Raw genomic sequence first — 26,128 nt, 5'->3', positions numbered from 1 at the left:
GCCGTTGAACGAGCATAAAGCTTCTCAATCGGAAACCGACGGGCTCTGGGAACAGTGGAAAGAGCACGGGAATCCTGATGCCAAGAAGAAGCTGATTGAGAGTTACCTCCATATTGTTGATTATGTGTCCAGCCGCTTGGCAGTTGGGTTACCCAAGAATGTCTCCAAAGATGATTTGGCCAGCAATGGTGTGATGGGCTTGATTGATGCTATAGAGAAATTCGACTACAAACGAGGGCTGCAGTTTCAGACTTATGCCTCCTGGCGAGTGCGTGGAGCTATCCTTGACTCTTTGCGCCAAAGTGATTGGGTTCCCAGATCGGTTAGGGAAAAAGCAAAGAAAATCGAGGACGCTTACCAACAGCTTGAACAGAAATACTTGAGATCTGTGAGTGACGAGGAAATGAGCCAATATCTGAACATTACGGAGCCGGAATTTCAAAATATGCTGCAGGACGTGGCAGTCATGTCACTTTGCTCACTTGAAGATCCCATCCGTGAAGAGGAATCAGAAACCCGCATGTCAATATTGGTGGATGATAAGGCTAAGAATCCAGATCGAAAAGTAAATGAATTTTATTTACGTGATACCCTGACCAAAGGCATCGAGAAACTAACAGTGAAAGAACGGACAGTCGTGTCCCTTTTATATTATGAAGATTTGTCTTTGAGCGAGATCGCCGAGGTGATGTCACTGTCGCCTTCACGGATTTCGCAGCTTCATTCGAAAGCTATTTTGCGGCTGAGAGGAACACTTGAAAAAAACCGTGATCTTCTCATGCAAAACGACTAACCGGGCGACGGTGACAAGGGGGAGCAGAAATTGATCGGTCATTATGCTTTGAGCCAGTATATTAGTATTACCTTTTCGGAGGATAAGGGGATTGCTTACCTTCAGTTTTCTAAGAAGGATGAAAATTTCTCTTGTACGATTGAAGATCTGGAAAGCTTCCTGCACAGTCACAACATTCGCTACGGGGTTCAGCGGGACATCGTTCAACGTATCAGCAGCAACCCAGAGGAATACTTTTTCAGCAGGGTGCCTATAGCGATAGGACAACCTTCTGTGAATGGTACAGACGGCCGGGTAGTACTCACTGTCGATATGGAAGAGGACCGCAAACCGCTGGAGATGGCGGATGGGAAAGTAGATTACAAGGACCTGGTAAGGCTTCATAATGTTCTGAAAGGTCAGATTATCGCCAAAGTCATTCCCCCTCAGCCAGGAAAACCCGGCATGATGGTTACCGGTGAGGAGCTGCCGTTCAAACCGGGCAAAGAAGCTCATTTCAAAGTCGGGAAGAATGTGCTTGTCGATCAGGAAGAGACGGCTATGTATGCGGCTATTGATGGACTAGTGACTTTAACAGAAAAAGGGAAGATCAATGTTTTTCCGGTATATGAAGTCAATGGTGATGTTGATTACAGTACGGGCAATATTGATTTTGTCGGAACGGTTGTGATTCGCGGCAACGTACTGACTGGCTTCACCGTCAAATCTGCAGGCGACATACGTGTAGTTGGTGGAGTTGAAGGTGCAGAGTTGATCTCGGGCGGTTCAATCGAAATTACCGGAGGAATCATAGGCTATAACAAGGGACTTGTGAGCGCAGGTAAAAATGTGAAGGTTTCCTTCATCCAGGATGGGAATGTAGTGGCAGGTGAGGATGTTATTGTGTCACAGAGTGTAATGCATTCCAATATTAGAGCCGGCAAGGATGTATTATGCAATGGTACGAAGGGCTTGATTGTTGGTGGCATAGTGCAGGCTGGTGAACGTGTAGTGGCACGGACCATCGGTAACACAATGTCGACAGCAACGGCTATAGAGGTAGGCGTAGTACCCGAACTAAGAAATGAGATCAATGAACTGCGTCAAGAGCTGCGCCATCTGCTTGAGAATGAAGATAAGACCAATAAAGCTTTATATCTGCTTAATCAGCTTGCAAACAATGGTCAGCTCTCTCCAGACAAGGTAGCACTTCGTGTGAAACTGAACGCAACCAAGCAATCTCATATGCGTGAAGAGAAGAAGATCAAAGAGCGCGTGCTTGAGATCGAGAAAATGCTTGAGGATACAGGCAGAGCCAGAGTAGAGGTTATTAAAACCATCTATGGAGGTTCTAAGATTGTGATTGGCAGGTATACCCGCTTCGTCAAGGACCCAACAGAACGGGTTACCTTTATTTACAGCGATGGGGATATCTCTATGAGTCCTAATATTTAATAATGGTGGACGATACATTTCTGATTGGCGTTGCTTTGGTAAACCGGTTCTGCAACCACTTCAGTGAGGAGAGGGTATTATGAGTCTGAAACCGGTGGAACTCCAAATTGCTTTGCCCCGGACAACCGAAGCGGGAAAGATTCAAAATGGGCTGCAGCATCGGCCTGCACTGGATCAGCAGCAGTTGGCTGGGCAGAATGTGAAGCAAACGGAGCAACTCGCTCAGCGGAGCAGTGAAGTGGATGAGTCTGCTGAATCTGCTTTACGTGATGGCAGAAGTGGACAGCATCAATCTGGCGGTCATACACCCCCTCACAAACATCAGCCGGAGACCAGTCATGATGCCGAACACCCCTATAAGGGGCATCGCATTGACCTCAGCCTATAATATTCTTGAATTGAACTTCTAAAGGAGATATGGCACTTGCAACCATGGGTATACATCGTGCTGGTAGGCGCTGTCGCTATCGTTTATGCCCTGAGACTGCCAGCACGTGCTAAAGACGAGTCAGCAGACAGACAGAGTCTGAAAGAAACGGAAGCTGCGCTTGAATTGTATATGGCCGACATCGAGCGTGATCATGACAACATGCTGCAACTGGTCGGCAGTATTAAACAACAGTCGCAAAACAACAGGGCTGCGCTTCAAGAGGAGATTACCGGATTGAAGGAGCTAGTAGCTGAGTTGCAAAAAAACTCAATGTTGCTTGACGCCAGACTGACTGCTGAGGAGAAAAGCCTACTACAGCTATCAGCGGCTTTTGGCAAAGGGAATGCAGCTGTTTCACCAGCTCCTGGTCAGAATATGCATACCGAGCCTATAATCGATGCGCCTGTTACCAAACCGAAACCGGTCAGTTCAATCAAACAGCGTTATCCCAGGTTATTTGAACTGCATGAAGAAGGAAAATCTATTGACTCCATTGCCAAGACGGCAGGCCTTCAGCGAGGTGAAGTTCAGCTGATCTTGCAGCTTGCTAAACAGGAGGAGTCTGTATGATCAAGAATCGTTCTTTCATGTTAGGATTGGGTGCCGGGCTGATTATTGGTGCATTGCTGCTGCAGTTAATGCTCTCCGGAGGAGCTGCACCCATGACCAAAGATGAGCTGGTCAAGGAAGCGGCTAAACTTAATTTAACCGTTAACGATCCTGCCGCAGAAGCACCAGTTGAAGATGGAGCTGATCCTGCGCAGGGAACAGAGGGGACTGCCAAAGAAAATGATACTGCAGCAGTTGCCGGATCTCCCAAGCCATCGGCTTCACCAAAAGCTTCACCAAAAGCCTCACCTGCAGCATCACCTAAGGCTGCTGCTAAGCCAACAGATGCTAACAAACCTCTGGAGCCTTCAGCTCCCGCCAAACCATCCTCCTCAGCTGCAGTTAAGCCAAAGGTAACTTCGTCGACGGTGGATACGCCTGCTACACCTGCTCCTGCGGTTGCAGGCACCATATCTGTTAAGATTCCTACGGGAATTACACTCTCCGAGACTGCTGACCTTTTGGCAGAGGCGGGTGTCATTGATGATGAAGCTGAGTTTTTGAAGAGTGCGAACAGCCGCAAAGCGAATACCAGAATTCAATATGGCGGCTACAGCTTTACAAAGGGTGAGAGTATTAATTCTATTATTGATAAACTGATAACCGTAAAGTAGCTATTTGCGGAAGAAATTCATTTGAAGCGTTGCATACGTTATTTTAATATGGTATAGTAATAAACGGTGTTAAAACACACGCCGGTTGATTTCGACAAGGGGTGCTTTCTTCTGAAGAAAGTCTTGTAGGAAAATGACACGCGGCGGAGGAGACACACAAAAAAACCAATACTAGGAGGTGTGTGAAGATGGCAGTAATCTCCATGAAGCAGCTTCTAGAAGCTGGGGTTCACTTCGGTCATCAGACTCGTCGTTGGAATCCAAAGATGGATCGTTATATCTTCACTGAAAGAAACGGAATTTACATTATTGACCTGCAAAAAACGGTTAAAAAGGTAGAGGAAGCTTACAACTTTGTAAAGAGCGTCGCTGGCGACAACGGCACAATCCTATTCGTAGGAACAAAGAAACAAGCACAAGATTCCGTAAAAGAAGAAGCTGAACGTTCGGGTATGTTCTTCATTAACCAACGTTGGCTGGGCGGTACCCTGACTAACTTCCAAACTATTCAGAAACGGATTGACCGTCTGAAGAAATTGGAACTTTGGGAAGAAGATGGTACCTTCGCAGTTCTGCCTAAGAAAGAAGTAATCCTTCTCCGCAAAGAGAAAGATCGTCTTGAAAAATTCCTGGGCGGTATCAAGAACATGAAAGGTCTGCCTAGCGCGCTGTTCATCATTGACCCGCGTAAAGAGCGCATCGCTGTTGCGGAAGCTCGTAAACTGGGTATCCCAATCGTAGCTATCGTTGATACTAACTGTGATCCGGATGAAATCGACTATGTGATCCCGGGCAATGACGACGCGATTCGCGCCGTGAAATTGCTTACTGGTAAAATGGCTGATGCAGTTGTAGAAGCTCACCAGGGCGAAGATACAACAACAGCTTAAGTAGTAGCCGGAACTTAACTAGAACTTAAATGAAAAGGGTGGTTGGCAGGTGGATAACCTCTCACTGCCCTTTTTTTAGGATAATAGACAAGAAACGTGTAACATAATGACAATTATCTGGAGGGAATTAACAATGGCAGTAGATGCAAAAGCAGTAAAAGAACTTCGCGAAAGAACAGGCGCGGGAATGCTGGATTGCAAAAAAGCGCTGGAAGAAGCTAATAACGATATCTCGAAAGCAGCAGATTTGCTTCGTGAAAAAGGCCTTTCCGCCGCTGCTAACAAAGCTGGACGTATTGCTACAGAAGGCGTTGTTGAATCTTATATCCACGCTGGCGGACGTATCGGTGTGCTTGTCGAAATCAACTGTGAAACTGACTTCGTAGGTAAAACGGATTCATTCAAAGAATTTGCACGCGATATCGCTATGCAGATCGCTGCAGCAAATCCGCTGTATGTTCGTCGTGAAGAAGTGCCAGCTGAAGCTGTTGAGAAAGAAAAGGAAATTCTGAAGGCTCAAGCTCTGAACGAAGGCAAGCCTGAGAAAATCGTGGAAAAAATGGTTGAAGGACGTATCAGCAAGTTCTATGAAGAATACTGCTTGCTTGAGCAAACCTTTGTTAAAGATCATGAAAAGACAATCTCCCAACTGCTGAACGAAAAAATCAGCACTATCGGTGAAAATATCTCCATCCGTCGTTTTGTCCGTTACGAACTGGGCGAAGGCCTGGAAAAGAAAGTCGACAACTTTGTAGAAGAAGTTATGGCTCAAGTGAATCAATAATAGTAATCTGCATACAGAATTGAATAAAGGCAAGCATCAAAAGAGCGGAACACATACACGTAGTGTTCCGCCTTTTGTAAGAAAGTGAGGGTATACAATTGGAACAGCCGGTATTTAAGAGAGTAGTCCTTAAGGTTAGCGGTGAATCACTCGCGGGACAAAACGGATATGGCATTGATGCCGAGACGATTATTTCCATCGCGGAACAGGTCAAGGAAGTCGTTGAGCTAGGGGTTCAGGTTGCCATTGTGTGCGGTGGAGGCAATATCTGGCGTGGAATCGCTGGCAGCGCAAGTGGGATAGACCGGGCTACAGCTGATTATATGGGGATGCTCGCCACAGTCATGAACTCGCTTGCACTTCAGGATGCGTTGGAACAAATTGATGTACCGACACGGGTACAGACTTCAATTTCCATGCAGCAGATTGCTGAGCCCTATATTCGCCGCCGTGCTATTCGGCATTTAGAGAAGGGCCGTGTGGTTATTTTTGCAGCGGGTACGGGGAATCCGTTCTTCTCCACGGATACAACAGCAGCTCTAAGAGCAGCCGAAATTGAAGCGGAAGTCATTCTAATGGCGAAGAATAAAGTGGACGGTGTATATTCTGCTGACCCATTCAAAGACAGTACAGCCGAGAAATACGAGCAGCTCACGTATATGGACGTACTCAACAAAAATCTTGGTGTTATGGATTCCACCGCTTCCTCTCTGTGCATGGATAATAATATACCGCTCATTGTGTTTGCTATTACAGAACAAGGCAATATCAAACGTGTCGTTCTCGGTGAGAAGATCGGAACGATTGTTAAAGGGAGTGTAGATTAATGCCACAATCGGTTAAGAAAAATGCCGAAGAGCGTATGGAAAAAGCGATTTTATCTCTGAAACGAGATCTGGCGACACTGCGGGCAGGCCGTGCTTCTACGTCACTACTGGACCGTATTCAAGTTGAATATTACGGTGCGCCCACGCCAATCAACCAGTTGGCCAATATCAGCACTCCGGATTCACGGACGTTGTTGATCCAGCCTTGGGATAAAACCTCGATGTCGGACATCGAACGCGCGATCATGAAATCGGATATTGGGATTACTCCAGCCAATGACGGTACAATTATTCGCCTTTCTATTCCGCCGCTTACTGAAGAACGCCGCAGTGAACTTGTCAAATTCACCAAGAAATTTGGTGAAGAAGCCAAGGTAGCCATCCGAAATATCCGTCGGGATGCCAATGACGACATCAAAAAGATGGAGAAAAATGGAATTTCGGAAGACGAATCCCATGGACACCAAGAAGACATTCAGAAGTCAACGGATAAGTTCATAGCCGAAGTTGATAAAGTGCTCTTGGCCAAAGAAAAAGAGATTATGGAAGTATAATGAAATTCAAGAGACTTCAGGCCCCTCCGTATATGGTGGGGTTTGTCTCTTTCTGATAAGAGCTTGGAGGAAACGGAAATGATCAAACGGATTCAAGCATGGCTGAGCCGTAAAGGCGGGCAGCCGGAGCCAGTTGAGATTTCACCGGATAACATTCCCCGTCATGTGGCTGTCATTATGGATGGAAATGGCCGCTGGGCTAAACGTCGAGGATTACCGCGGATCGTTGGCCACCAGAACGGGATGAAGGCAGTCAAACGTACCACGATTGCCGCAAATGATCTGGGTGTGGAGTTCTTGACCATGTACGCTTTCTCTACCGAGAACTGGAAACGGCCGAAGGAAGAAGTAGACTTTTTAATGCGTTTGCCAGTCGAGTTTCTGGCTCTAGAGCTTGACGAGCTTATCGAAAAAAATGTACAAGTACGTGTGATGGGCGACACTGACGCACTGCCATCTCATACCCGTAAGGCTATGGAGGAAGCAGTCAACCGTACTAAGCACAATACAGGCCTTATTTTGAATTTTGCCTTGAATTATGGTTCGCGCAAAGAAATTGAAGATTGCATGCGAGGATTGGGACAGGACATTCGGGATGGAGTAATATCACCGGAAGACATTACATCTGAACTGATTGATAGCAGACTATTGAGTTCAGGGATGCCTGACCCTGACCTTCTAATCCGTACGAGCGGAGAGATGCGACTTAGCAACTTTATGCTCTGGCAGGTCGCCTACAGTGAGCTCTGGTTTACAGATGCTTACTGGCCGGAATTTGATAAGTCGCATTTGCTGCAGGCTGTGGCGGAGTATCAGCGCCGCACACGCCGTTATGGTGGACTGAAGTAGCCTGATGGGAGATGGGAACCTTTGAAGCAGCGATTGATTACCGGAATTATAGCCGGAGCGGTATTTTTAGGATTGTGCTTTTTGGGAGGCTGGCCGTACCAGCTGCTGCTGACAGCTATGGCGCTCATCGGTTTTTATGAATTTGTGAAAATGACAGGCATACAAACTTTCGGTGGTACAGCTATAGTAGGTTATCTGTCTGTAATGTGTTTTATGATCCCTTGGGATTTGATAGGTATCTCTGAATGGTTTTCTTGGGAGCAAGGGATGTGGCTATTAATGCTGGTTTTCCTCTTGCTTACAGTAATCAGCAAAAATAAGTCGGATATTAAAATTGCAGCTATATTGTTTACCGGAATTGTATACATAGGAATGGGTTTTTCCTATATGGCTATTGCGCGTGGTGCGGGGGACGGGCATGGTTTGATCTGGACTTTCCTGCTGCTGTGCTGTATCTGGGGTAGTGATGCTGGTGCTTATTTTGTAGGCAGAAGCTTTGGCAAAAATAAGCTGTGGCCGGCTATAAGTCCCAACAAAACAGTGGAAGGAGCCCTTGGCGGGGTGTTGATCTCCATTCTGATTTCAATTGGTTTTGCCTTATTTGTTCCTGATCTGCTGACTATAGGACGTGCGCTTCTTATCGGGATTTCCTGCGCGATTCTGGGTCAGCTCGGTGATCTTGTACAATCTGCCTATAAACGGGTGTACGGTATTAAGGATTCAGGCTCGCTGCTGCCTGGTCATGGAGGTATTCTTGACCGCTGCGACAGCTGGATTATCGTATTTCCTTTCGTACATATCGTAATGCTTATGCCATACTAATAACGCCAGGGAGAAGGTTCTACTGTGAAAAGAATAAGTATTCTCGGCTCCACGGGTTCGATCGGGACACAGACGCTGGATGTAATCGCCATGCATCCGGATGCCTTTGAAGTGGAGGGTCTGGCCGCAGGTAGCAATACTGCTGTACTGTTGGAGCAGATTCAGCGTTTCAAGCCACGTCGTGTTTCTGTATCCACCAAAGAGCTGGCTGAGGAAATTAGAGCAAGTCTTCCTGACGGAGTTGAACTTTTCTTCGGAAATGAAGGACTGGTTGAGATCGCTGCCGGCGGAGATGCGGATACTTTGGTAACAGCGGTAATGGGAAGTGTTGGGCTGCAGTCCACGCTTGCGGCAATTGATGCTGGAAGACATATTGGCTTAGCCAATAAGGAAACACTCGTTACAGCCGGACATCTGGTGACTGAGCGTGCCCTGAGAAAAGGCATTCAACTGCTCCCAGTCGACAGTGAGCATTCTGCTATATTTCAGTGTCTTAATGGTGAGAACCGTGCGGATATTGCCAATATTACGTTGACTGCCTCCGGCGGCTCTTTTCGGGACTATTCCCGCGATCAGCTTAAGGTGGTTACGGTTGAAGATGCCCTTCGGCATCCGAACTGGAGCATGGGGCCCAAAATCACGATTGACTCGGCCACTATGGTAAATAAGGGCTTGGAAGTAATTGAAGCTCATTGGCTGTTCGGTTTGCCTTATGATCAAATTCAGGTAATACTGCATCCGGAAAGCATTATCCATTCCTACGTTGAGTTCAGGGACAGCAGTATAATGGCTCAGCTGGGTAACCCGGATATGCGCGTACCCATCCAGTATGCGCTAACCTATCCGGATCGATGGGCTTCACCGGCCAAACGATTGTCTCTGGCTCAAGTTGGCCAACTAACCTTCAGGGAAATGGATTATGTGCGTTTTCCAGCGCTGAAGCTTGCGATAGAATGCGGGAAGGCCGGAGGGACGAACACTACTGCCTTTAATGCCGCTAACGAAATCGCAGTTGCCCGTTTCCTTCGTCATGAGATTCCTTTCTTACGGATTGAAGAGATTATTGAAGAAGTACTGCAGCATCATGAAACGGTTGCATTCCCGGATCTGGAACAAATTGAGTATTGTGACCGTGCAACACGTGAACTTGCAAGTAAGCTGTAATCTGTTGGGATCCAGTTATATCCGTGGATTTTTGCTTTACCCTGAAAAATAGGCTGGAGCTGTTGATTCTCTTGTGCAGGGTCTTGGAATAATGATAAATTAAGAGGACATACTTCGGTCTTACACCTAAAGGGGGAAAGTTACGCATGGAAATGGTAAGAGTCGTTTTTTTAACGGTGTTCATGTTCTTTGTACTGGTAACAGTGCATGAATGGGGACATTATTATTTTGCCAAACGCGCCGGTATTCTTGTGCGGGAATTTGCCATCGGTTTCGGCCCGAAACTGTTTTCTTATAAACGAAATGAAACCCAGTTCACGCTTCGTCTGCTGCCCTTTGGGGGGTATGCTAGGATGGCCGGAGAAGATCCGGAAATTATTGAGATTGGTCCTGGACAAACCATTGCTGTTAGGCTGGGACAAGATAACAAGGTCAAGAACATATACCTGGATTCCCTCGACACACGCAGAAATGTGATCCGCGGGGAAGCACAGTACACGGATCTGGAAAACGAATTGAAGATCCGTTTGGATGTAGACGGGGAAGTGACTGTATATGACGTTCATCCTCAAGCAATGCTGATTAAAGGTACCCAGCAGACACAAATTGCACCTAAGGACCGTCAATTCGGCAGTAAAACCGTTGGTCAGCGCGCGATTGCTATTTTTGCCGGACCGGTGATGAATTTTATTCTCGCCTTTGTGCTGTTTGCCCTTCATCTGCAAATGGCAGGAATTCCAATCGAAAATCCTACGTATGTGAAAATCGGTGATGTTAGTGCCAACATGCCCGCAGAAGAGGCCGGACTGCAGAAAGGCGATATCGTCGTATCCGTAAACGGGGAGAAAATCGGCGGGGATTATCAAAAGATGATCTCGTTAACCTCGGCTTCCAAAGGTAAAGAAATGCAGTGGACATTACAGCGTGGTGAAGAAACCTATAATGTGGCTATGATTCCCCGTAGTATGGAGGGAGAAGAAGGCGGCAAAGTAGGTATTACTCCTGAGCTGCCTACACGGCAGGCCGGGTTTGGGGAGACGTTCTCCAAATCAGGTATAGCTATGGTGGATACGACCAAGGCGATATTCATGGGCTTTAAACAGTTAATCAATAATTTTAACATGGATGATATTTCAGGACCTGTTGGTACGGCAAAAATGACCGGCCAGATCGCTCAGCAGGGGATTCAGTATTTAACCTATTGGGCGGCTATTCTGAGCCTGTATCTGGGAATATTTAATCTGCTGCCGATTCCTGCGCTGGACGGAAGCCGGCTGGTCTTCCTTGGTGTAGAAGCATTGCGCGGCAAGCCGGTTGATCCTGGCCATGAGGGTATGGTCCATTTCGTCGGCTTTGCGATGCTGTTCCTGGTGATGATTGCTGTTACGTATAATGATATATTGCGTCTCATAAGCGGCTGATTTTCCTTGTTTCACCTAATCTTTTTCATTACGTTTTTCGCTTGGGTTCTACATTTTTGGGGGTCCCCGCAAAGCACCTGAATTAGCTTTGATGAATATTCAACACTTTGTGGGGCGAATTTAGGAGGATTTCACTACATGGCCAAAGATAAGCAGTTCGTTACAGAGATTACGCCGCAGGGCGAGGATTTCTCACGCTGGTACATTGATGTTATTAAAAAGGCGGATTTGATGGACTACTCACCGGTCCGCGGTTGTATTGTATTCAAACCGGATGGATTTGAAATCTGGGAACATATCCAGGAGGAAATGAACCGGCGCTTCAAGGCAACAGGACATCGTAACGCTTATTTTCCGATGTTCATTCCGGAGAGCTTTTTCCAAAAGGAAAAGGACCATATCGAAGGATTCAATCCTGAACTGCCTTGGGTAACTGAAGCCGGCGGCGATAAATTGGAAGAACGTCTGGCAATCCGGCCTACGTCAGAGACCATGATTGGGCATATGTATTCCAAGTGGATTCAGTCATACCGTGATCTCCCGGTTCTGATCAATCAATGGGCCAACGTGGTCCGTTGGGAGAAGCGTACACTTCCTTTCATCCGCACCAGTGAATTCCTCTGGCAGGAAGGACATACCGCTCATGAGAATGAAGCTGAAGCACGTGAAGAAACGATGCAGATGCTGGAAATCTATCGTGATTTTGTAGAAGGGTATCTGGCGATTCCGGTAATTACCGGACAAAAGACCCCATCGGAGCGTTTTGCCGGTGCTGTAGATACGTATTCCATTGAAGCCATGATGAAGGATGGACGAGCTGTACAAGCGGGAACTTCGCATTACCTGGGCACCAAATTTGCAGTTGCTTTTGAAATCCAGTACCTGAGCCGGGAGAATGTGCTTGAGCATGTACACACCACTTCATGGGGAACAAGCACACGTCTGATCGGTTCCATGATTATGGTTCACGGTGACGACCGGGGGCTTGCGTTGCCGCCGAAAGTTGCGCCTACTCAAGTTATTATGATTCCGATCGGACCGCCTAAGACTCGTGACGCTGTCATTGGCAGAACGGATGAGCTTTTCAAGGAACTCAAAAACGCAGGTGTTCGCGTACGCGTGGATGACCGGGCGGATGTAACCCCAGGATGGAAGTTCAATGAATACGAAATGCGCGGAGTACCAGTCCGACTTGAGCTGGGGCCACGTGATATGGAGAACGGCGTCTGTGTGCTGGTCTCGCGTATCAGCGGAGAGAAGAAAGTCATCCAGCAAGCGAATCTGGTGGAAGAAGTACAGACGATGCTAGAGCAGGTGCATAACGAAATGTTCGAGCGCGCGCTGAAATTCCGTGAGGATCACTTCTATTCGGTGGATACACTCGATGAAATGAAGGCTTCCATGGAGGAGAAACGCGGCTTTGCACTGGCAGGCTGGTGCGGCTCCGAGGAGTGCGAATCCAAGGTGAAGGAAGAGACGGGTGCTACAAGCCGCAACATTCCTTTCAACCCTGCCGAGACGAAGCAAGTGTGCATTTGCTGCGGCAAACCAGCAGCACATACGGTTGTTTTTGCCAAAGCCTATTAATTTGATTCAGCATTGTTTATGATAAAGATTCTAGTACGTTAATCTAGCTTCTGGTGAGAGGAGTCGGCGGGCCGAAAGAACCCAAAGCTTTTTGACCCGGAAGCTTTTTAAAATCTGTCTTATTCTTATGATTTGCTGAAATCAGGCGTTTTTATTATTGCGTAAGTTAGGTGGGGGAAGCATGGAACAGAACGTGGAGAGAAGAAAGCGGTTCGAGCTTTTGATGAAGCAAGGAGAAATTCCGCCCGCGATCATTGATCCTTACTTCTTGGATGGATATATTGAACGTGTGGAAATCAGCCGCGGCAATCATGACTGGCATATCGTTATTGTCAAAGAAAGTTTGGTTCCGGCCCAGACGTACCGGACCTTTGTACTGAGAATGCGTGAGAAGCTGCAGCATATTGCCAAAGTCAGCTTCTTGTTCCTATATGATGACAAAATCAGCAGAGCGGAGCTTGTGCAGGAATATTGGGGGCTTTTTCTGGAATGGGCGCAGCGTGAAATCCCTTCTGTTAATGGCTGGTTGACACGCTCCACACAGGAGCTGCAGGAAGATACACTTTTACTGAGCCTGAATGACTCCATGTCCCTTGAGCTGGCCCGCAAAAAAGGGATCGAAGGCGCGATTGTGAAATTTTACGATAAATTCTTCGGTCTCACCCTGAAGGTTAAGCTCCAGATTGCCGAGAGTGAGAGCAAAGCGGATGCCTATGAGGAATTCCAGCAGAAACTGCAGCAAGAGCAGCGTGAACTGGTGGAAATGATGATGATGGCCAGTGAACCTGATGAACCCGTAGATGAGGGGGATCCGAACGAGGTTATTAAGCTCCAGGTCGGTTATGAGATTAAGGAACAGGCTGTGCCCATTCTTGAGATTCAGGATGAGGAAAAGAAGATCACGATACAAGGGACTATTTTTGGTCTCGAGAGCAAGGAACTTCGCAACGGAAATACGCTGTTCACTTTCTGTATTACAGATTTTACGGACTCTCTGCAAATCAAGATGTTTGCCAAGACCAAAGAAGATCTGAAGGTCATGGGACAACTGGCTAACGGCAAATGGGTACGAGCACGCGGTAAAGTGGAATATGACCGTTTCATGCAAGTTCCCGAGCTGGTGATGATTCCTTCGGATCTGTCCGAGGTTCAGGCACCTCCTGCCCGTAAAGATATAGCCCCAGTGAAGCGTGTTGAATTCCACCTGCATACGACAATGAGCACAATGGATGCGGTCGCACCGATCGATGCGTATGTCAAAACAGCCGCGAAATGGGGTCATCCGGCAATTGCCGTAACGGATCATGGAGTGGTTCAGAGCTTCCCTGATGCAGATCACGCCGCCCATAAGCACAAAATCAAAATGCTTTATGGCGTAGAAGCCAATGTCGTCAATGACTCAGTGAATATTGTAGAGAATCCGCAGCCTTTGGAACTGAAGACAGCCACTTACGTTGTGTTTGATATAGAAACTACGGGTTTATCAATTACACGCAACAATATTACCGAACTTGCGGCGATCAAGATGTGCGAAGGCAAGGAGCTCGACCGGTATTCAACGTTTGTGAACCCGCATGAAAAAATTCCTTATCATATCCAGCAACTGACCAATATTACGGATGAAATGGTGAAGGATGCACCGGACCTGGAGCCTGTGCTTCAGGAATTCGTGGATTTTGTAGGTGATAGCATCCTCGTTGCCCACAATGCAAGATTCGATATGGGATTTATTCAGGCATCACTAACAAAGCTGGGCAAACCGATATTACCAAACCCTTCGCTGGACACACTGGAGCTGGCGCGTCTGTTGTTCCCGAGCATGAAGAATCACAGGCTGAATACATTAGCGGACAAGTATAAAGTACTGCTGGAGAGCCATCATCGTGCGGTGGATGATACCGTTGCGCTGGGGGGAATCCTAAATGGCTTGCTCGCTGATGCGGAGAAACTCAAGAATCTTACCCGGTTAGACCGGTTAAATGATTATGTCGGTAATGATCTCTCCAACACCCGGCCGTTCCACTGCGGTATTTATGCGCTGAATCCGGTGGGCAAAAAGAATCTGTATAAGCTGATTTCCATGTCTCATACCGAATTTTACAAGCGGGTACCGTGCATACCAAAGTCCAAGCTCGAAGAGCATAGGGACGGTCTGCTTGTGATTTCCGGTTGTGAACGGGGCGAGTTTTTTGAGGCGGTGCTGAACAAGACTGTGGAAGAGGCAATGGAAGTTGCACAGTTTTATGATGTTCTTGAGATTCAGCCGCTGACCATGTACATGCATCTGGTAGACAAAGGTTTTGTTGCCAGTCCGGAAGATTTACGGGGAGTAGTGCGTAAAATCTGTGAAATTGGCGAGCAGTTGAACAAGCCGGTCATTGCCACAGGTAATGTGCATTACCTGGAGCCAAGGGATAAGCTGTTCCGTGATATTACGATTCACGGAATTACCGGCTTCAGTCCGCTGAAGGACCAGCGCAAGCCGGACGCCCATTTCCGCACTACGGATGAGATGCTGGCTGAATTTGAATTCCTGGGTGCGGAAAAAGCGATGGAGGTTGTTGTTACTAACACCGTAGCCTTAGCTGAGCGATTTGAGGAATATCCGCTTTTCCCAAGCGATCTGTTCACACCTATTATTGAAGGGGCAGACGATGAGATCCGGGAAACCTGCTACAATACAGCAAAATCGATCTATGGTGAGGAACTGCCTGAGGTGGTCGTTGCCCGGCTCGAAAAGGAGCTTGCGCCAATAATAAAATACGGTTTCTCTGCCAACTATCTAATCTCTGAGCGGCTTGTCAAGAAATCGAATCAGGATGGTTACCTGGTAGGATCGCGTGGTTCCGTAGGATCATCTGTGGTGGCAACCTTTCTCGGGATCTCCGAGGTAAATCCGTTGCCTGCCCACTATATCTGTACGAATTCGGACTGCAAGCATAACGAGTGGTTTCTTGACGGCAGTGTGCCGAGCGGCTTCGACCTTCCGGATAAGACATGTCCGAACTGCGGAGGCAAGCTCAAGGGCGAAGGGCAGGATATTCCGTTTGAGACGTTCCTCGGTTTTAAGGGAGACAAGGTTCCCGATATCGACCTTAACTTTTCGGGTGAATATCAGCCGAATGCGCATAATTTTACCAAGACCATGTTTGGACCGGACAATGTATTCCGTGCCGGCACCATCGGTACTGTTGCAGAAAAGACTGCTTTTGGCTTCACAAAAAAATACGAGGAGCATCATCAGAAGCGGTGGCGCGGAGCCGAAGTCGGACGCCTGGCGGCAGGCTGCACCGGTGTGAAACGGAGTACGGGGCAGCATCCCGGCGGTATTGTTGTTTTGCCGGATTATATGGAGATTGAAGATATAACCCCGGTGCAGTTCCCGGCGGATGATGTCACCGCAGAATGGAAGACGACTCATTTCGATTACCATGCGTTTGATGCCAATCTGCTGAAGCTCGATATTCTGGGCCACGATGATCCGACAATGATGCGTATGCTACAGGATTTAACCGGTGTTGACCCGACGACCATTCCGATGAACGATCCAAAGGTCATGAGCATGTTCAACTCTACCGAGGCGCTGGGGGTAAGGCCGGATCAGATCCGGACACCTGTGGCAACCTATGGGGTGCCTGAGATGGGGACCAAATTTGTCCGCCAAATGCTTGTGGAGTCGAAGCCGTCCAGCTTTGCCGACTTGCTGCAGATCTCGGGATTATCCCACGGCACCGGAGTTTGGCTTGGTAATGCCCAAGAGCTTATTAAGAACAACACCTGCAACATCAAGACGGTTATTGGTTGCCGCGATGATATCATGCTCTTTCTAATTTATAAGGCGGGAATGGATGCAGGACTAGCTTTCAAAATTACCGAAAGCGTTCGTAAAGGCAAGGGGTTGTCTGCCGAATGGATAGAGGAAATGAAGAAATGTAAGGTTCCGCAGTGGTATATTGATTCTTGCCTGAAGATACAATACATGTTCCCGAAAGCACATGCTGCCGCCTATGTAATTTCTGCAGTACGGACCGCCTATTTCAAGCTGTACCATCCTATTGAGTATTATGCGACTTATTTTACGGTACGGGCGGCTGATTTTGACATTGAGTTGTGCTGCAAGGGTTATGAGGCCATTGCCCGGCAAATTGTTGAGATTGAGCAAAAAGGTTTCCAGGCACTTCCGAAGGAAAAAGCGATGCTGCCTGTGCTTGAAATGGCTCTGGAGATGACCGCACGCGGCTTTACCTTCAAAAATATCGATTTGTACCGTTCCGATGCGACCAAATTCACCGTTGACGGCAACAGCTTGATTCCTCCATTCTCTTCACTTGCTGGAATCGGCGATAACGCAGCGATCAATATTGCCGCTGCCAAGAATGCTGGAGAGTTTCTGTCGATCGAGGATTTCCAGCAGAAATCCAAGGCAAGCAAGACGGTTATCGAATTGCTGAACAACATGGGCTGCTTCCGCGGATTACCAGAGAGCAACCAGCTTTCGCTATTCTAATACCCACAACAAGTGGAGGAATGCTAGGAGGAATCCTAAAAAAAGTCCCCTTCATAACAGGGAGGCAGCAGGCTTTTACACCTTGTTACATGAGGCAGTCAAGGGCTGGCACTTGTCAGTGCTGATGCACTATGGTATAATTTTTTTGGTAATAATGAGATAAGTCCGTTGTGTAAAGAGTGGGGAAACCCACTCTTTATCTTTGGTATATAGCAAAAGACAAGTTCGTGGAGGTTATTTTCTTTTGAGCACACCTAAATCCCAAATTAAACAAACGGTAGAGCAGATGCTTGGGCCCTATCTGGAGGACAATGGTTTCGAACTGGTGGACGTTGAATATGTGAAGGAAGGCTCCAACTGGTTTTTGCGCATATTCGTAGATAAAGAAGGCGGCATTGATATTGATGATTGTGGTGCCATCAGCGAATATTTCAGTCAGAAGCTGGATGAGAATGATCCTATACCTGAGGCTTATTTCCTTGAGGTATCCTCACCGGGTGCTGAACGCCCGCTTAAGAAAGCTGCGGATGTCGCCAAAGCGGTTGGCAAGGACGTCTATGTAACGGTGTATGAGCCGATTCAAGGACTTAAGGAATTCGAAGGTCGTTTGCTCTCGTTCGAGAACGAGGAACTGCTCATCTCCGCGGGCAAAAAAGAACATGTTGTACCGTATGCCAAAGTCGCCAGTGCGAGATTGGCCATTATTTTTTAACGTCTTGAAAGGGGGACCGGAATTTCATGAGTATGGATTTTATCGAAGCTATGAATGAACTGGAAAGGGAGAAAGGCATCAGCAAGGATGTGCTGTTCGAAGCCATCGAAGCTGCACTGATCTCCAGCTATAAACGCAACTTCAATGCGGCGCAGAATGTGCGTGTGGATATGAACCGCAACACTGGCGTAATCAAGGTGTTTGCCCGCAAACTGATTGTTGAGGAGGTACTGGATACCCGGACTGAGATCTCGCTGATGTCTGCCCGTGAGATCAACCCTCATTTTCAATTGGAGGATATCGCCGAGCTTGAAGTAACACCGCGTGATTTCGGCCGTATTGCCGCCCAGACGGCCAAGCAGGTGGTGACTCAGCGTATCCGTGAAGCGGAGCGCGGACTCATCTATAACGCTTTTATCGACAAGGAAGATGACATTGTTACCGGCCTTGTACAGCGTCAGGACATGCGTAACATCTACGTTGACCTTGGTAAAATCGAAGCGGTTCTGCCGCTCAGCGAACTGATGCCGGGAGAAAAGTTCAAGCAAAGTGAGCGCATCAAGGCATATATCACTAAGGTTGAGAACACGACCAAAGGGCCGCAGATCATGCTGTCACGCAGTCATCCCGGCCTCTTGAAACGCCTGTTCGAGCTGGAGGTTCCGGAAATTTTTGACGGTGTCGTCGAAATTCGTTCCGTAGCCCGCGAAGCTGGCTTCCGTTCCAAGATTGCCGTCTTCTCTCGCAATCCTGAAGTAGATCCAGTCGGTTCGTGCGTAGGCCCTAGAGGCACACGTGTTCAGACGATCGTCACCGAACTGCGCGGCGAGAAGATTGATATCGTCCGTTATTCCGAAGCGGTTCAGGAGTATGTAGCCAACGCGCTTAGCCCGTCCAAGGTGCTTGAGGTTCAAGTCTTTGAAGCGGAAAAGATGGCTCGTGTCATTGTTCCTGATTATCAATTGTCGCTCGCAATCGGCATCAAGGGACAGAATGCCCGTCTTGCCGCGAAGCTGACCGGCTGGAAAATTGATATCAAGAGCGAAAGCCAGGCAGAGCAGGAATACGGCAGACCAAGAACTTCTAATGATGAAATGCATCAGGATTCCGTCTCCATTGACTAATCAACCTGCTCTATTTTAGAGGGGAGGCGATTGACATGAAACAGCGTAAGGTACCGCTGCGCAAATGCGTTGCGAGCCAGGAGATGATGCCCAAAAAAGAGCTGATTCGCGTGGTGAGAACGCCTGAGGGCGAAGTACTGATAGACCTGACCGGCAAGAAGTCAGGCCGGGGAGCTTATATTTGCGGCAAACTGGAATGTTTTAAGCTGGCACAAAAGAATAAAGCACTTGACCGTGCACTTAAATGTCAAGTGAGTCCTGAAATCTATGCCCAGCTTGCACGGGATTTTGCATCCGTCGAGGAGCAGTTTCTGGCAGCAAAGGATAGTGAGGACAATGAGTAAGGCACTTTCTTATTTAGGGCTTGCCATGAGAGCAGGCAAGATTGTCACCGGCGACGAAGCTGTGCTAAAAGCAGTACGGTCTTCGGAAGCGAAGCTGGTCGTCCTCGCAGGTGACGCTTCAGAAAATACTCAGAAAAAGTTCCGTGACAAGTGCGGAACCTACGATATTCCACTAGTAATCGCATTTCACCGGGATGAACTCGGTGCAAGTATTGGTAAGGACCAGCGCGTTGTGCTGGCCATTACGGATAAAGGATTCGCGGAAATGATCTCCAGAGTGCTTGGAGATACTGTCGGAGGTGGAGTTATTGACTAAAGAAGACAATAAGGATAAGCTGCGCGTGTATGAATACGCGAAATCGCTCAATATGAGCAGTAAAGAAATTATTACAATTCTGAAGCGTTTGAATGTCCCTGTGAATAATCATATGAGTGTCATGGAGAATGGCTCCGTGAACAAAGTGGAACAGTTCTTCAAGGATATCAAGTCAAACGCTGCAGCCAAGCGGGACAGCGGAACCAGCAGCCGTTCGGCATCTGCCGGAACGGTAGCCGCCGATCCCCAAAACGCTCAGAATGCCAACAAAAATCAACCGGAAAAGCAGGTAGGTATGAACAGTAACCAAAACAACAACCAATCGACGACGTCCCCAAGGCCCCAAAGCGGACAAGATTCCCGCAGAGCAACAACAGGTTCCACACAGAATTCCCGTCCGCAGAGCTCTACTAGCGGCAACCGTCCACAAGGCACTTCCACTGGCAGCCGCCCACAAGGCAGCTCCACCGGCGGCAGCCGTCCGCAAGGCAGCTCCACCGGCGGCAGCCGTCCGCAAGGCAGCTCCACCGGCGGCAGCCGTCCACAAGGTAGCTCCACTGGCGGCAACCGTCCACAAGGTAGCTCCACTGGCGGCAGCCGTCCGCAGGGCAGCTCTACTGGCGGCCGCCCACAAGGCCAAGGCAGCGGTGCACCACGTACTGGCGCACCACAAGGACAAGGCGGAGCACGTACGGCCGACAGCCGTCCGCAAGGTCAAGGTGGCGGTGATTTCTCCCGCGGCGGCGACAAAGGTCCCAAGAAGAATACAACTGGCGGCAGACCAAATAACAACAGCGGCCAGAAGCGTTTTGAAGACGGTAAAGGCGGCAACTTCCGCGGCCGTGGCGGCAAGAACAACCGCGGCAGAAATCAGCCGACGGTGTACCGCGAGAAGATCGACAACACACCGAAGAAGATCATTGTACGCGGCAGCATGACTGTCGGTGAAACAGCTAAGCTGCTTCACAAGGATGCTTCCGAAGTGATCAAGAAGCTGATCTCGATGGGCGTTATGGCCACGATTAATCAGGAACTTGATATCGATACTATTCTGCTTCTGGCCGGTGAGTTCGGTGTAGAAGTTGAAGTGAAGATCCCAGTTGATGAAGACAGCTTCGAAACCGTGGAAGAAAATGATTCCGAAGATGATCTGCAGACCCGTCCTCCGGTTGTAACGATCATGGGTCACGTTGACCATGGTAAAACAACTTTGCTGGATGCCATTCGTTCCACGAACGTAACCGGTGGCGAAGCAGGCGGAATCACACAGCATATCGGAGCATACCAAGTCGAAATTAACCACAAAAAAATCACATTCCTTGATACACCGGGCCATGAAGCGTTCACCGCTATGCGTGCCCGTGGTGCCCAAGTTACGGATATGACAATTATCGTCGTAGCAGCCGATGACGGTGTTATGCCGCAGACGGTGGAAGCAATCAACCACGCCAAGGCAGCCGGACTTCCGATCATTGTTGCAGTTAACAAGATTGATAAGCCGGGCGCAGATCCTGACAAGGTGAAGCAGGAGCTTACTAGTTATGAGCTGGTTCCGGAAGAGTGGGGCGGCGATACGATCTTCGTCAACCTGTCGGCCAAACAGCGTATTAACCTGGAAGAGCTGCTGGAAATGATTCTGCTCGTTGCTGAAGTGAATGAGTACAAGGCGAACCCGGACAAACGGGCACGCGGTACTGTTATAGAAGCTGAGCTTGACAAAAACCGTGGACCGGTTGCCCGAATTCTCGTACAGAATGGTACGCTGAAAGTCGGCGACGCTTTTGTAGCAGGTAACTGCTTCGGACGCGTACGTGCTATGGTTAATGACAAGGGACGCAAGATCAAAGAAGCAGGACCTTCCACACCAGTAGAAATTACCGGTTTGACGGAAGTGCCGCAGGCTGGTGATCCGTTCATGGCCTTTGAAGATGAGCGTAAAGCCCGTGCCATCGCTGATAGACGTTCTACATCGCAGCGCCAGTCCGAGCTGAACACGAACACCCGCGTAACGCTGGATGATCTGTTCAAGCACATCAAAGACGGCGAGATCAAAGATCTCAACGTAATCATCAAGGGTGACGTACAAGGTTCGGTAGAGGCACTGAAAGGCTCCCTGGCCAAAATCGAAGTTGAAGGCGTGCGCGTGAAGATTATTCACAGCGGTGCTGGCGCGATTACGGAATCCGACATCACCTTAGCGGCAGCATCCAATGCTATCGTCATCGGCTTCAATGTTCGTCCGGATACTCAGACGAAAGCGGCTGCCGAACAGGAGAAAGTGGATGTACGTCTGCACAACATCATCTACAATGTAATTGAAGAAATTGAAAGTGCGATGAAAGGGATGCTTGATCCCATCTACAAAGAGAACGTTATCGGCCATGCTGAAGTGCGCAATGTCTTCAAAATCAGCAAAGTGGGTACTATTGCGGGATGTATGGTTACTTCCGGCAAAATTACCCGTAATGCCGAAATGCGCCTGATCCGCAGCGGTATCGTTGTCTTCCAAGGCAAGATCGACACCTTGAAACGTTTCAAAGATGATGCAAAAGAAGTGGCGCAGGGTTATGAATGCGGCATAACTTTGGAACGCTATAATGATGTCGTTGAAGGCGACATTATCGAAGCGTTCATCATGGAAACGGTAGAGCGCTAAGCGAAGAGGTGATATAGATGTCTAAAATCAGAGCCGGACGGGTTGGCGAACAGATCAAAAAAGAACTGAGCCAGCTCATCCAAAGCGGTCTAAAAGACCCGCGCATCGGGTTTGTGACAGTAACCGGCGTAGACGTGACCAACGATCTGTCGCAGGCGAAAGTCTACCTGAGCGTATTTGGGGACGAAGAGCAGGTCACAGGTTCTCTCAAAGCGATTGAGAAAGCCAACGGTTTTCTCCGCTCGGAGCTTGGCAAAGCGATCCGCCTTCGTCATACCCCTGAGCTGATCTTCAAGATTGACGAATCCGTTGCTTACGGAAGCCATATCGAGAAGCTGCTTGGTGAAATTGGCAAGAACGAAGAAAGCTAGGAAACATAAAGGAGACGGCGAATGCAGAGCTATGAACAAAGTCTCCAGCAGACCCGTAAGTTTCTGCTGGAACACGACGATTATCTTGTAGTGTCGCATGTTCAGCCGGACGGAGATGCAGTCAGCTCCACCCTCGCGGTGGGCTGGCTTCTCTCATGTCTGGGCAAAAAATATACTATGCTGAACGAAGGGCCGATCCCGCAACGGATGGAATACTTATGGCATGCTGGTGAGATTGTCAATCTGGCTGACGGCGGTCTGCCTCGGCAATACCAGAATGTCATTTGTGTTGATTGTGCCGATTTTCAGCGTGTAGGGCTTACCCAGCGTCATTTTGCCACCGATGCCCTTATCGTGAATATAGATCATCATCCTACGAACAACGGTTATGGCTACGTTACGCTGATTAAACCGGATGCTGCTGCGACTGCGGAAATTTTGTTCGATCTGTTGAAGACGTTTGAGGTGAAGTGGGATATCGATATCGCCACAGCTCTCTATACCGGATTGTTGACGGATACCGGAGGTTTTCGTTACAGCAATACTTCCCCAAAAGTGATGGCGGCGGTTTCCGAGCTGCTTGAGCTCGGTGTAAATGGGCCCATGCTTGCGGAAACGCTGCTCGAGGAGATGACCCTGGCACAAGTCAAGGTGCTGAACCGGGCACTAAGTACTTTGCAGCTATCGCCTGAAGGCGAAATAGCCTGGGTATCAGTGACACCTCAAGATATGCTGGATTGTGAAGCCGCAAACGAAGATCTTGAAGGTATCGTGAACTATCCGCGCAATATCCGTGGTGTGGAGGTAGGAATTCTGTTCAAGGTTATTCATGAGCGTGCCGTGAAGGTTAGCTTGCGTTCCGCAGGTAAAGTAGATGTTGCCGCTTTGGCGCAAAGTTTTGGTGGAGGCGGACACACCCGTGCTGCGGGTGCACGTATTGATGCCACACTGGAAGATGCTATTCCAATGGTACTTCAGGAGGTCAGACGTCATTTATGAGTGAGCTTACAGGTGTCTTGGCTGTGTATAAGCCTGCCGGATTCACTTCCCATGATGTTGTTGCCAAAGCCAGACGTATTCTCGGCATGAAACGGATCGGGCACACGGGCACGCTTGATCCCCAGGTGACCGGTGTTTTGCCGCTCTGCCTTGGACGGGCAACACGTGTCGTTGAATATATTCAGGAGCTCCCCAAAGAATATGTAGCCACTGTGAGACTGGGAGTATCCAGTGATACAGAGGATTTAACCGGAACGATTACGGAAACGGTTGAAGAAGTTAATGTCACTGAAGCAGAAGTACTTACTGTGCTTAATTCTTTTAAAGGCGTGATTTCTCAGGTTCCACCCATGTATTCCGCTGTCAAGGTTGACGGCAAACGTCTATATGAACTCGCCAGAGAAGGCAAAACAGTGGAGCGAAAAAGCCGCGAAGTGGAAATTTATGAGATTGAGATGACCGGTATGGTCTGGAACGGTAAGCATCCCGATATTACATTTCGTGTCCTGTGTTCCAAAGGTACTTATATCCGTACACTTTGTGTGGATATCGGACGGGCACTCAGTCTTCCTGGAGTCATGGTTAAGCTTGAACGAACCATGTCAGCAGGGATAGCGGCCGGCCATTGCTTAACCCTAGAGCAAATAGCTGAATACAAAGAAGCAGGTACACTTGGGGAACATTTAATTGCAGCGGATGAAGCCATATCCCATTTACCCAGACATACAGTGATGGATGAGAAAAAGAAAGCAGCTCTGCAGGGGCAGCGTCTGTCGATCCGTCATGTGGCGCCTGAAGTGAAACAGAATGGACATTTTCGTCTTTATGATGTTCAGGGCGAGTTCCTGGGTATTTATGAATTGGAAGAAACAGGGGCGATCGCGCCCGTTAAGGTATTTGCACAAGCATAACTTTTAATTTCATTTAGTGAATTGTAGGTGAGAAACAGCGTGAGAACCGTAACCTTAAGCTATCCGATACCGCCCGAGACCGCAGCACTGTGGGCACGGCCGCAAGTGGCCGCTCTGGGTCAGTTTGACGGACTGCACCTTGGTCATGCCAGTGTCATTGCATCCGCTGTTGCTCTGGCCCGCAAAGAAGGTATACCGGCTTCAGTCATGACCTTCCATCCGCATCCTAAGGATGTTATGGGCAAAGGAGACTATGATGGATATCTGACTCCTCCAAAGGACAAGCAGGAGATCCTTGCGGGTATGGGTGTCGATATTTTGTATATCATTGAATTTAATGAGCAGCTTTCAAAAGTAAGTCCGGAGGATTTTGTATCAGTGATGCTGCTCCCACTTCAGATTGTAACCGCCGTGGTCGGTTTTGATTTCCGTTTCGGCTACCATGGAGAGGGTGACCCTGAACGGCTTCAAAAGCTGGGTCAAGGGGCAATGAGTGTCGTGACTGCGCCTCCGTTCCTGATTGAGGGAGAGAAGGTAAGCAGCTCCGGGATTCGGAAAAGTCTCCAGAATGGCGAGATTACCCTGGCGAATACATGGTTTGGACGCTGTTATCATCTGCGGGGAACAGTGGTGCATGGAGAGAAGCGTGGACGCACGATAGGGTTCCCAACAGCAAATGTGCAACTTAAGGATCGTTATGTTATTCCCGCCAAGGGAGTATATGCGGTCAGAGTACTTTATAAGGATGAAGTTCTTCATGGGGTAATGAACGTTGGTGTGAAGCCAACCTTCCATGAAGGAGTAACAGCGCCTAGCTTTGAGGTACACCTGTTTGATTTTGCGGGGGATATATACGGACAGGAGCTTGAGTTGGAGCTGGTCTCATTCATCCGGCCTGAGCGCAAATTTGACTCCATCGGCGCCTTGATCGCACAAATTGGTGAGGATGCCGAGACAGCAAAAAGTCTGCTGGAAGATCAATCCTGATTCACGGTGGACATGCCGTTTACATTTGTCTGCGAAGGTGCTATACTGATTAACGTTGCTGGAATGACAGCATCATAACCTTAGCTTGGTTGCATGTTCTCACCGACGGTGACGAGGCTATTGGCGATTATATTGAAGGAGGTGAACAGGATGGCATTGACTCAAGAACGTAAACACCAATTGATTGACGAGCACAAAACTCATGAATCCGATACAGGATCCCCTGAGGTGCAAGTTGCTATCCTTACGGAGAACATCGTTAATTTGACTGACCACTTGCGTACGCACAAGAAAGATCATCATTCCCGCCGCGGATTGCTGAAGATGGTTGGACAACGTCGTAAACTGCTGGCGTATTTGAAAAACAAAGACATCAGACGTTACAGCGCCCTGATCGAAAAACTGGGATTGCGTCGCTAATTT

At 48.4% G+C, this 26,128-nt stretch carries 24 protein-coding genes and 1 pseudogene; all 25 read left to right on the top strand.

Annotation, left to right across the window (positions count from 1 at the left end; genetic code table 11):
• The first annotated feature begins 4 nt into the window (after positions 1–4).
• The 25 genes and pseudogenes from ACTJKB_RS02830 to rpsO all read left to right on the top strand — a co-directional run bounded on the left by ACTJKB_RS02830 (position 5) and on the right by rpsO (position 26,125).
• Complete coding sequence (locus tag ACTJKB_RS02830; RefSeq protein ID WP_074088136.1) at positions 5–793, top strand: FliA/WhiG family RNA polymerase sigma factor; 789 nt, start codon at positions 5–7, stop codon at positions 791–793.
• Positions 794–823: 30 nt separating this feature from the next.
• On the top strand, positions 824–2,227 hold the full coding sequence (locus ACTJKB_RS02825) for a DUF342 domain-containing protein (protein WP_440831708.1): 1,404 nt from the start codon (positions 824–826) through the stop codon (positions 2,225–2,227).
• A 79-nt stretch (positions 2,228–2,306) separates the two neighbouring features.
• Positions 2,307–2,615, top strand: a complete 309-nt coding sequence (locus ACTJKB_RS02820) for a hypothetical protein (protein ID WP_440831707.1) — start codon at positions 2,307–2,309, stop codon at positions 2,613–2,615.
• A gap of 36 nt (positions 2,616–2,651) precedes the next feature.
• Positions 2,652–3,227 carry a hypothetical protein gene (locus ACTJKB_RS02815; RefSeq protein ID WP_440831706.1) on the top strand — a complete coding sequence of 192 codons (576 nt, stop codon included), beginning with the start codon at positions 2,652–2,654 and terminating at the stop codon, positions 3,225–3,227.
• The gene (locus ACTJKB_RS02810; protein ID WP_440831705.1) at positions 3,224–3,880 is read left to right on the top strand and encodes an endolytic transglycosylase MltG; all 657 of its coding nucleotides are present in this window, start codon (positions 3,224–3,226) and stop codon (positions 3,878–3,880) included. The genes ACTJKB_RS02815 and ACTJKB_RS02810 overlap by 4 nt, the downstream gene beginning before the upstream one ends.
• 188 nt (positions 3,881–4,068) lie before the next feature.
• The gene (gene rpsB / locus ACTJKB_RS02805; protein ID WP_020434093.1) at positions 4,069–4,770 is read left to right on the top strand and encodes a 30S ribosomal protein S2; all 702 of its coding nucleotides are present in this window, start codon (positions 4,069–4,071) and stop codon (positions 4,768–4,770) included.
• 133 nt (positions 4,771–4,903) lie between these two features.
• Positions 4,904–5,554, top strand: a complete 651-nt coding sequence (gene tsf, locus ACTJKB_RS02800; protein WP_074088145.1) for a translation elongation factor Ts — start codon at positions 4,904–4,906, stop codon at positions 5,552–5,554.
• A gap of 98 nt (positions 5,555–5,652) precedes the next feature.
• Positions 5,653–6,381 (top strand): UMP kinase, encoded by a 729-nt coding sequence (gene pyrH, locus ACTJKB_RS02795; RefSeq protein WP_074088146.1) that lies wholly within the window; start codon positions 5,653–5,655, stop codon positions 6,379–6,381.
• A complete protein-coding gene (frr, locus tag ACTJKB_RS02790) occupies positions 6,381–6,935 on the top strand; it encodes a ribosome recycling factor (protein ID WP_074088147.1) in 555 nt (184 codons plus the stop codon). The genes pyrH and frr overlap by 1 nt, the downstream gene beginning before the upstream one ends.
• A 78-nt stretch (positions 6,936–7,013) precedes the next feature.
• Positions 7,014–7,784, top strand: coding sequence for an isoprenyl transferase (locus tag ACTJKB_RS02785; protein ID WP_440831704.1), 771 nt, complete (start codon positions 7,014–7,016; stop codon positions 7,782–7,784).
• 21 nt (positions 7,785–7,805) lie between these two features.
• Positions 7,806–8,606: a phosphatidate cytidylyltransferase gene (locus ACTJKB_RS02780; protein WP_440831703.1), complete on the top strand. Its 801-nt coding sequence runs from the start codon at positions 7,806–7,808 to the stop codon at positions 8,604–8,606.
• A gap of 24 nt (positions 8,607–8,630) precedes the next feature.
• Positions 8,631–9,770 (top strand): 1-deoxy-D-xylulose-5-phosphate reductoisomerase, encoded by a 1,140-nt coding sequence (locus tag ACTJKB_RS02775; protein WP_440831702.1) that lies wholly within the window; start codon positions 8,631–8,633, stop codon positions 9,768–9,770.
• Between the two features lie 146 nt (positions 9,771–9,916).
• Entirely contained in the window at positions 9,917–11,191 is a 1,275-nt protein-coding gene (gene rseP, locus ACTJKB_RS02770; protein ID WP_074088155.1) for an RIP metalloprotease RseP, read from the top strand.
• A gap of 138 nt (positions 11,192–11,329) precedes the next feature.
• Positions 11,330–12,778: a proline--tRNA ligase gene (gene proS, locus ACTJKB_RS02765; RefSeq protein WP_440831701.1), complete on the top strand. Its 1,449-nt coding sequence runs from the start codon at positions 11,330–11,332 to the stop codon at positions 12,776–12,778.
• Positions 12,779–12,959: 181 nt separating this feature from the next.
• Complete coding sequence (locus tag ACTJKB_RS02760; protein WP_440831700.1) at positions 12,960–17,285, top strand: PolC-type DNA polymerase III; 4,326 nt, start codon at positions 12,960–12,962, stop codon at positions 17,283–17,285.
• 244 nt (positions 17,286–17,529) lie between these two features.
• Positions 17,530–17,997, top strand: coding sequence for a ribosome maturation factor RimP (rimP, locus tag ACTJKB_RS02755; RefSeq protein ID WP_074088160.1), 468 nt, complete (start codon positions 17,530–17,532; stop codon positions 17,995–17,997).
• Positions 17,998–18,023: 26 nt separating this feature from the next.
• Complete coding sequence (gene nusA / locus ACTJKB_RS02750) at positions 18,024–19,121, top strand: transcription termination factor NusA (protein ID WP_074088162.1); 1,098 nt, start codon at positions 18,024–18,026, stop codon at positions 19,119–19,121.
• A gap of 35 nt (positions 19,122–19,156) precedes the next feature.
• Positions 19,157–19,465, top strand: coding sequence for an RNase P modulator RnpM (gene rnpM, locus ACTJKB_RS02745; protein ID WP_019910454.1), 309 nt, complete (start codon positions 19,157–19,159; stop codon positions 19,463–19,465).
• Positions 19,458–19,776, top strand: a pseudogene (locus ACTJKB_RS02740) (YlxQ family RNA-binding protein); the annotation flags it as partial. The gene rnpM and the pseudogene ACTJKB_RS02740, both read left to right, overlap by 8 nt.
• Positions 19,774–22,437 (top strand): translation initiation factor IF-2, encoded by a 2,664-nt coding sequence (gene infB / locus ACTJKB_RS02735; protein ID WP_440832697.1) that lies wholly within the window; start codon positions 19,774–19,776, stop codon positions 22,435–22,437. The pseudogene ACTJKB_RS02740 and the gene infB, both read left to right, overlap by 3 nt.
• Positions 22,438–22,454: 17 nt before the next feature.
• Positions 22,455–22,808: a 30S ribosome-binding factor RbfA gene (gene rbfA / locus ACTJKB_RS02730; RefSeq protein ID WP_020434078.1), complete on the top strand. Its 354-nt coding sequence runs from the start codon at positions 22,455–22,457 to the stop codon at positions 22,806–22,808.
• A 21-nt stretch (positions 22,809–22,829) separates the two neighbouring features.
• Positions 22,830–23,807 (top strand): DHH family phosphoesterase, encoded by a 978-nt coding sequence (locus ACTJKB_RS02725; protein ID WP_440831699.1) that lies wholly within the window; start codon positions 22,830–22,832, stop codon positions 23,805–23,807.
• Positions 23,804–24,718 (top strand): tRNA pseudouridine(55) synthase TruB, encoded by a 915-nt coding sequence (gene truB, locus ACTJKB_RS02720; RefSeq protein WP_440831698.1) that lies wholly within the window; start codon positions 23,804–23,806, stop codon positions 24,716–24,718. Before ACTJKB_RS02725 ends, truB begins: the two co-directional genes overlap by 4 nt.
• A gap of 39 nt (positions 24,719–24,757) precedes the next feature.
• On the top strand, positions 24,758–25,705 hold the full coding sequence (locus tag ACTJKB_RS02715) for a bifunctional riboflavin kinase/FAD synthetase (protein ID WP_440831697.1): 948 nt from the start codon (positions 24,758–24,760) through the stop codon (positions 25,703–25,705).
• Between the two features lie 150 nt (positions 25,706–25,855).
• The gene (gene rpsO, locus ACTJKB_RS02710; RefSeq protein ID WP_019910460.1) at positions 25,856–26,125 is read left to right on the top strand and encodes a 30S ribosomal protein S15; all 270 of its coding nucleotides are present in this window, start codon (positions 25,856–25,858) and stop codon (positions 26,123–26,125) included.
• Positions 26,126–26,128 lie beyond the last annotated feature (3 nt).

Source organism: Paenibacillus sp. 22594 (genome assembly GCF_052044425.1).
GTDB lineage: Bacteria > Bacillota > Bacilli > Paenibacillales > Paenibacillaceae > Paenibacillus_AQ.
This window is presented reverse-complemented; position numbering and strand designations above follow the sequence as displayed.

Bases quoted from the DNA above. Each gene is read 5' to 3' on its own strand.
- ACTJKB_RS02820 (WP_440831707.1), top strand. From the start codon at position 2,307: ATGAGTCTGAAACCGGTGGAACTCCAAATTGCTTTGCCCCGGACAACC.
- nusA (WP_074088162.1), top strand. From the start codon at position 18,024: ATGAGTATGGATTTTATCGAAGCTATGAATGAACTGGAAAGGGAGAAA.
- tsf (WP_074088145.1), top strand. From the start codon at position 4,904: ATGGCAGTAGATGCAAAAGCAGTAAAAGAACTTCGCGAAAGAACAGGC.
- ACTJKB_RS02760 (WP_440831700.1), top strand. From the start codon at position 12,960: ATGGAACAGAACGTGGAGAGAAGAAAGCGGTTCGAGCTTTTGATGAAG.
- ACTJKB_RS02785 (WP_440831704.1), top strand. From the start codon at position 7,014: ATGATCAAACGGATTCAAGCATGGCTGAGCCGTAAAGGCGGGCAGCCG.
- proS (WP_440831701.1), top strand. From the start codon at position 11,330: ATGGCCAAAGATAAGCAGTTCGTTACAGAGATTACGCCGCAGGGCGAG.
- frr (WP_074088147.1), top strand. From the start codon at position 6,381: ATGCCACAATCGGTTAAGAAAAATGCCGAAGAGCGTATGGAAAAAGCG.
- rpsB (WP_020434093.1), top strand. From the start codon at position 4,069: ATGGCAGTAATCTCCATGAAGCAGCTTCTAGAAGCTGGGGTTCACTTC.
- rnpM (WP_019910454.1), top strand. From the start codon at position 19,157: ATGAAACAGCGTAAGGTACCGCTGCGCAAATGCGTTGCGAGCCAGGAG.
- rseP (WP_074088155.1), top strand. From the start codon at position 9,917: ATGGAAATGGTAAGAGTCGTTTTTTTAACGGTGTTCATGTTCTTTGTA.
- ACTJKB_RS02725 (WP_440831699.1), top strand. From the start codon at position 22,830: ATGCAGAGCTATGAACAAAGTCTCCAGCAGACCCGTAAGTTTCTGCTG.
- rpsO (WP_019910460.1), top strand. From the start codon at position 25,856: ATGGCATTGACTCAAGAACGTAAACACCAATTGATTGACGAGCACAAA.
- truB (WP_440831698.1), top strand. From the start codon at position 23,804: ATGAGTGAGCTTACAGGTGTCTTGGCTGTGTATAAGCCTGCCGGATTC.
- ACTJKB_RS02810 (WP_440831705.1), top strand. From the start codon at position 3,224: ATGATCAAGAATCGTTCTTTCATGTTAGGATTGGGTGCCGGGCTGATT.
- rbfA (WP_020434078.1), top strand. From the start codon at position 22,455: ATGTCTAAAATCAGAGCCGGACGGGTTGGCGAACAGATCAAAAAAGAA.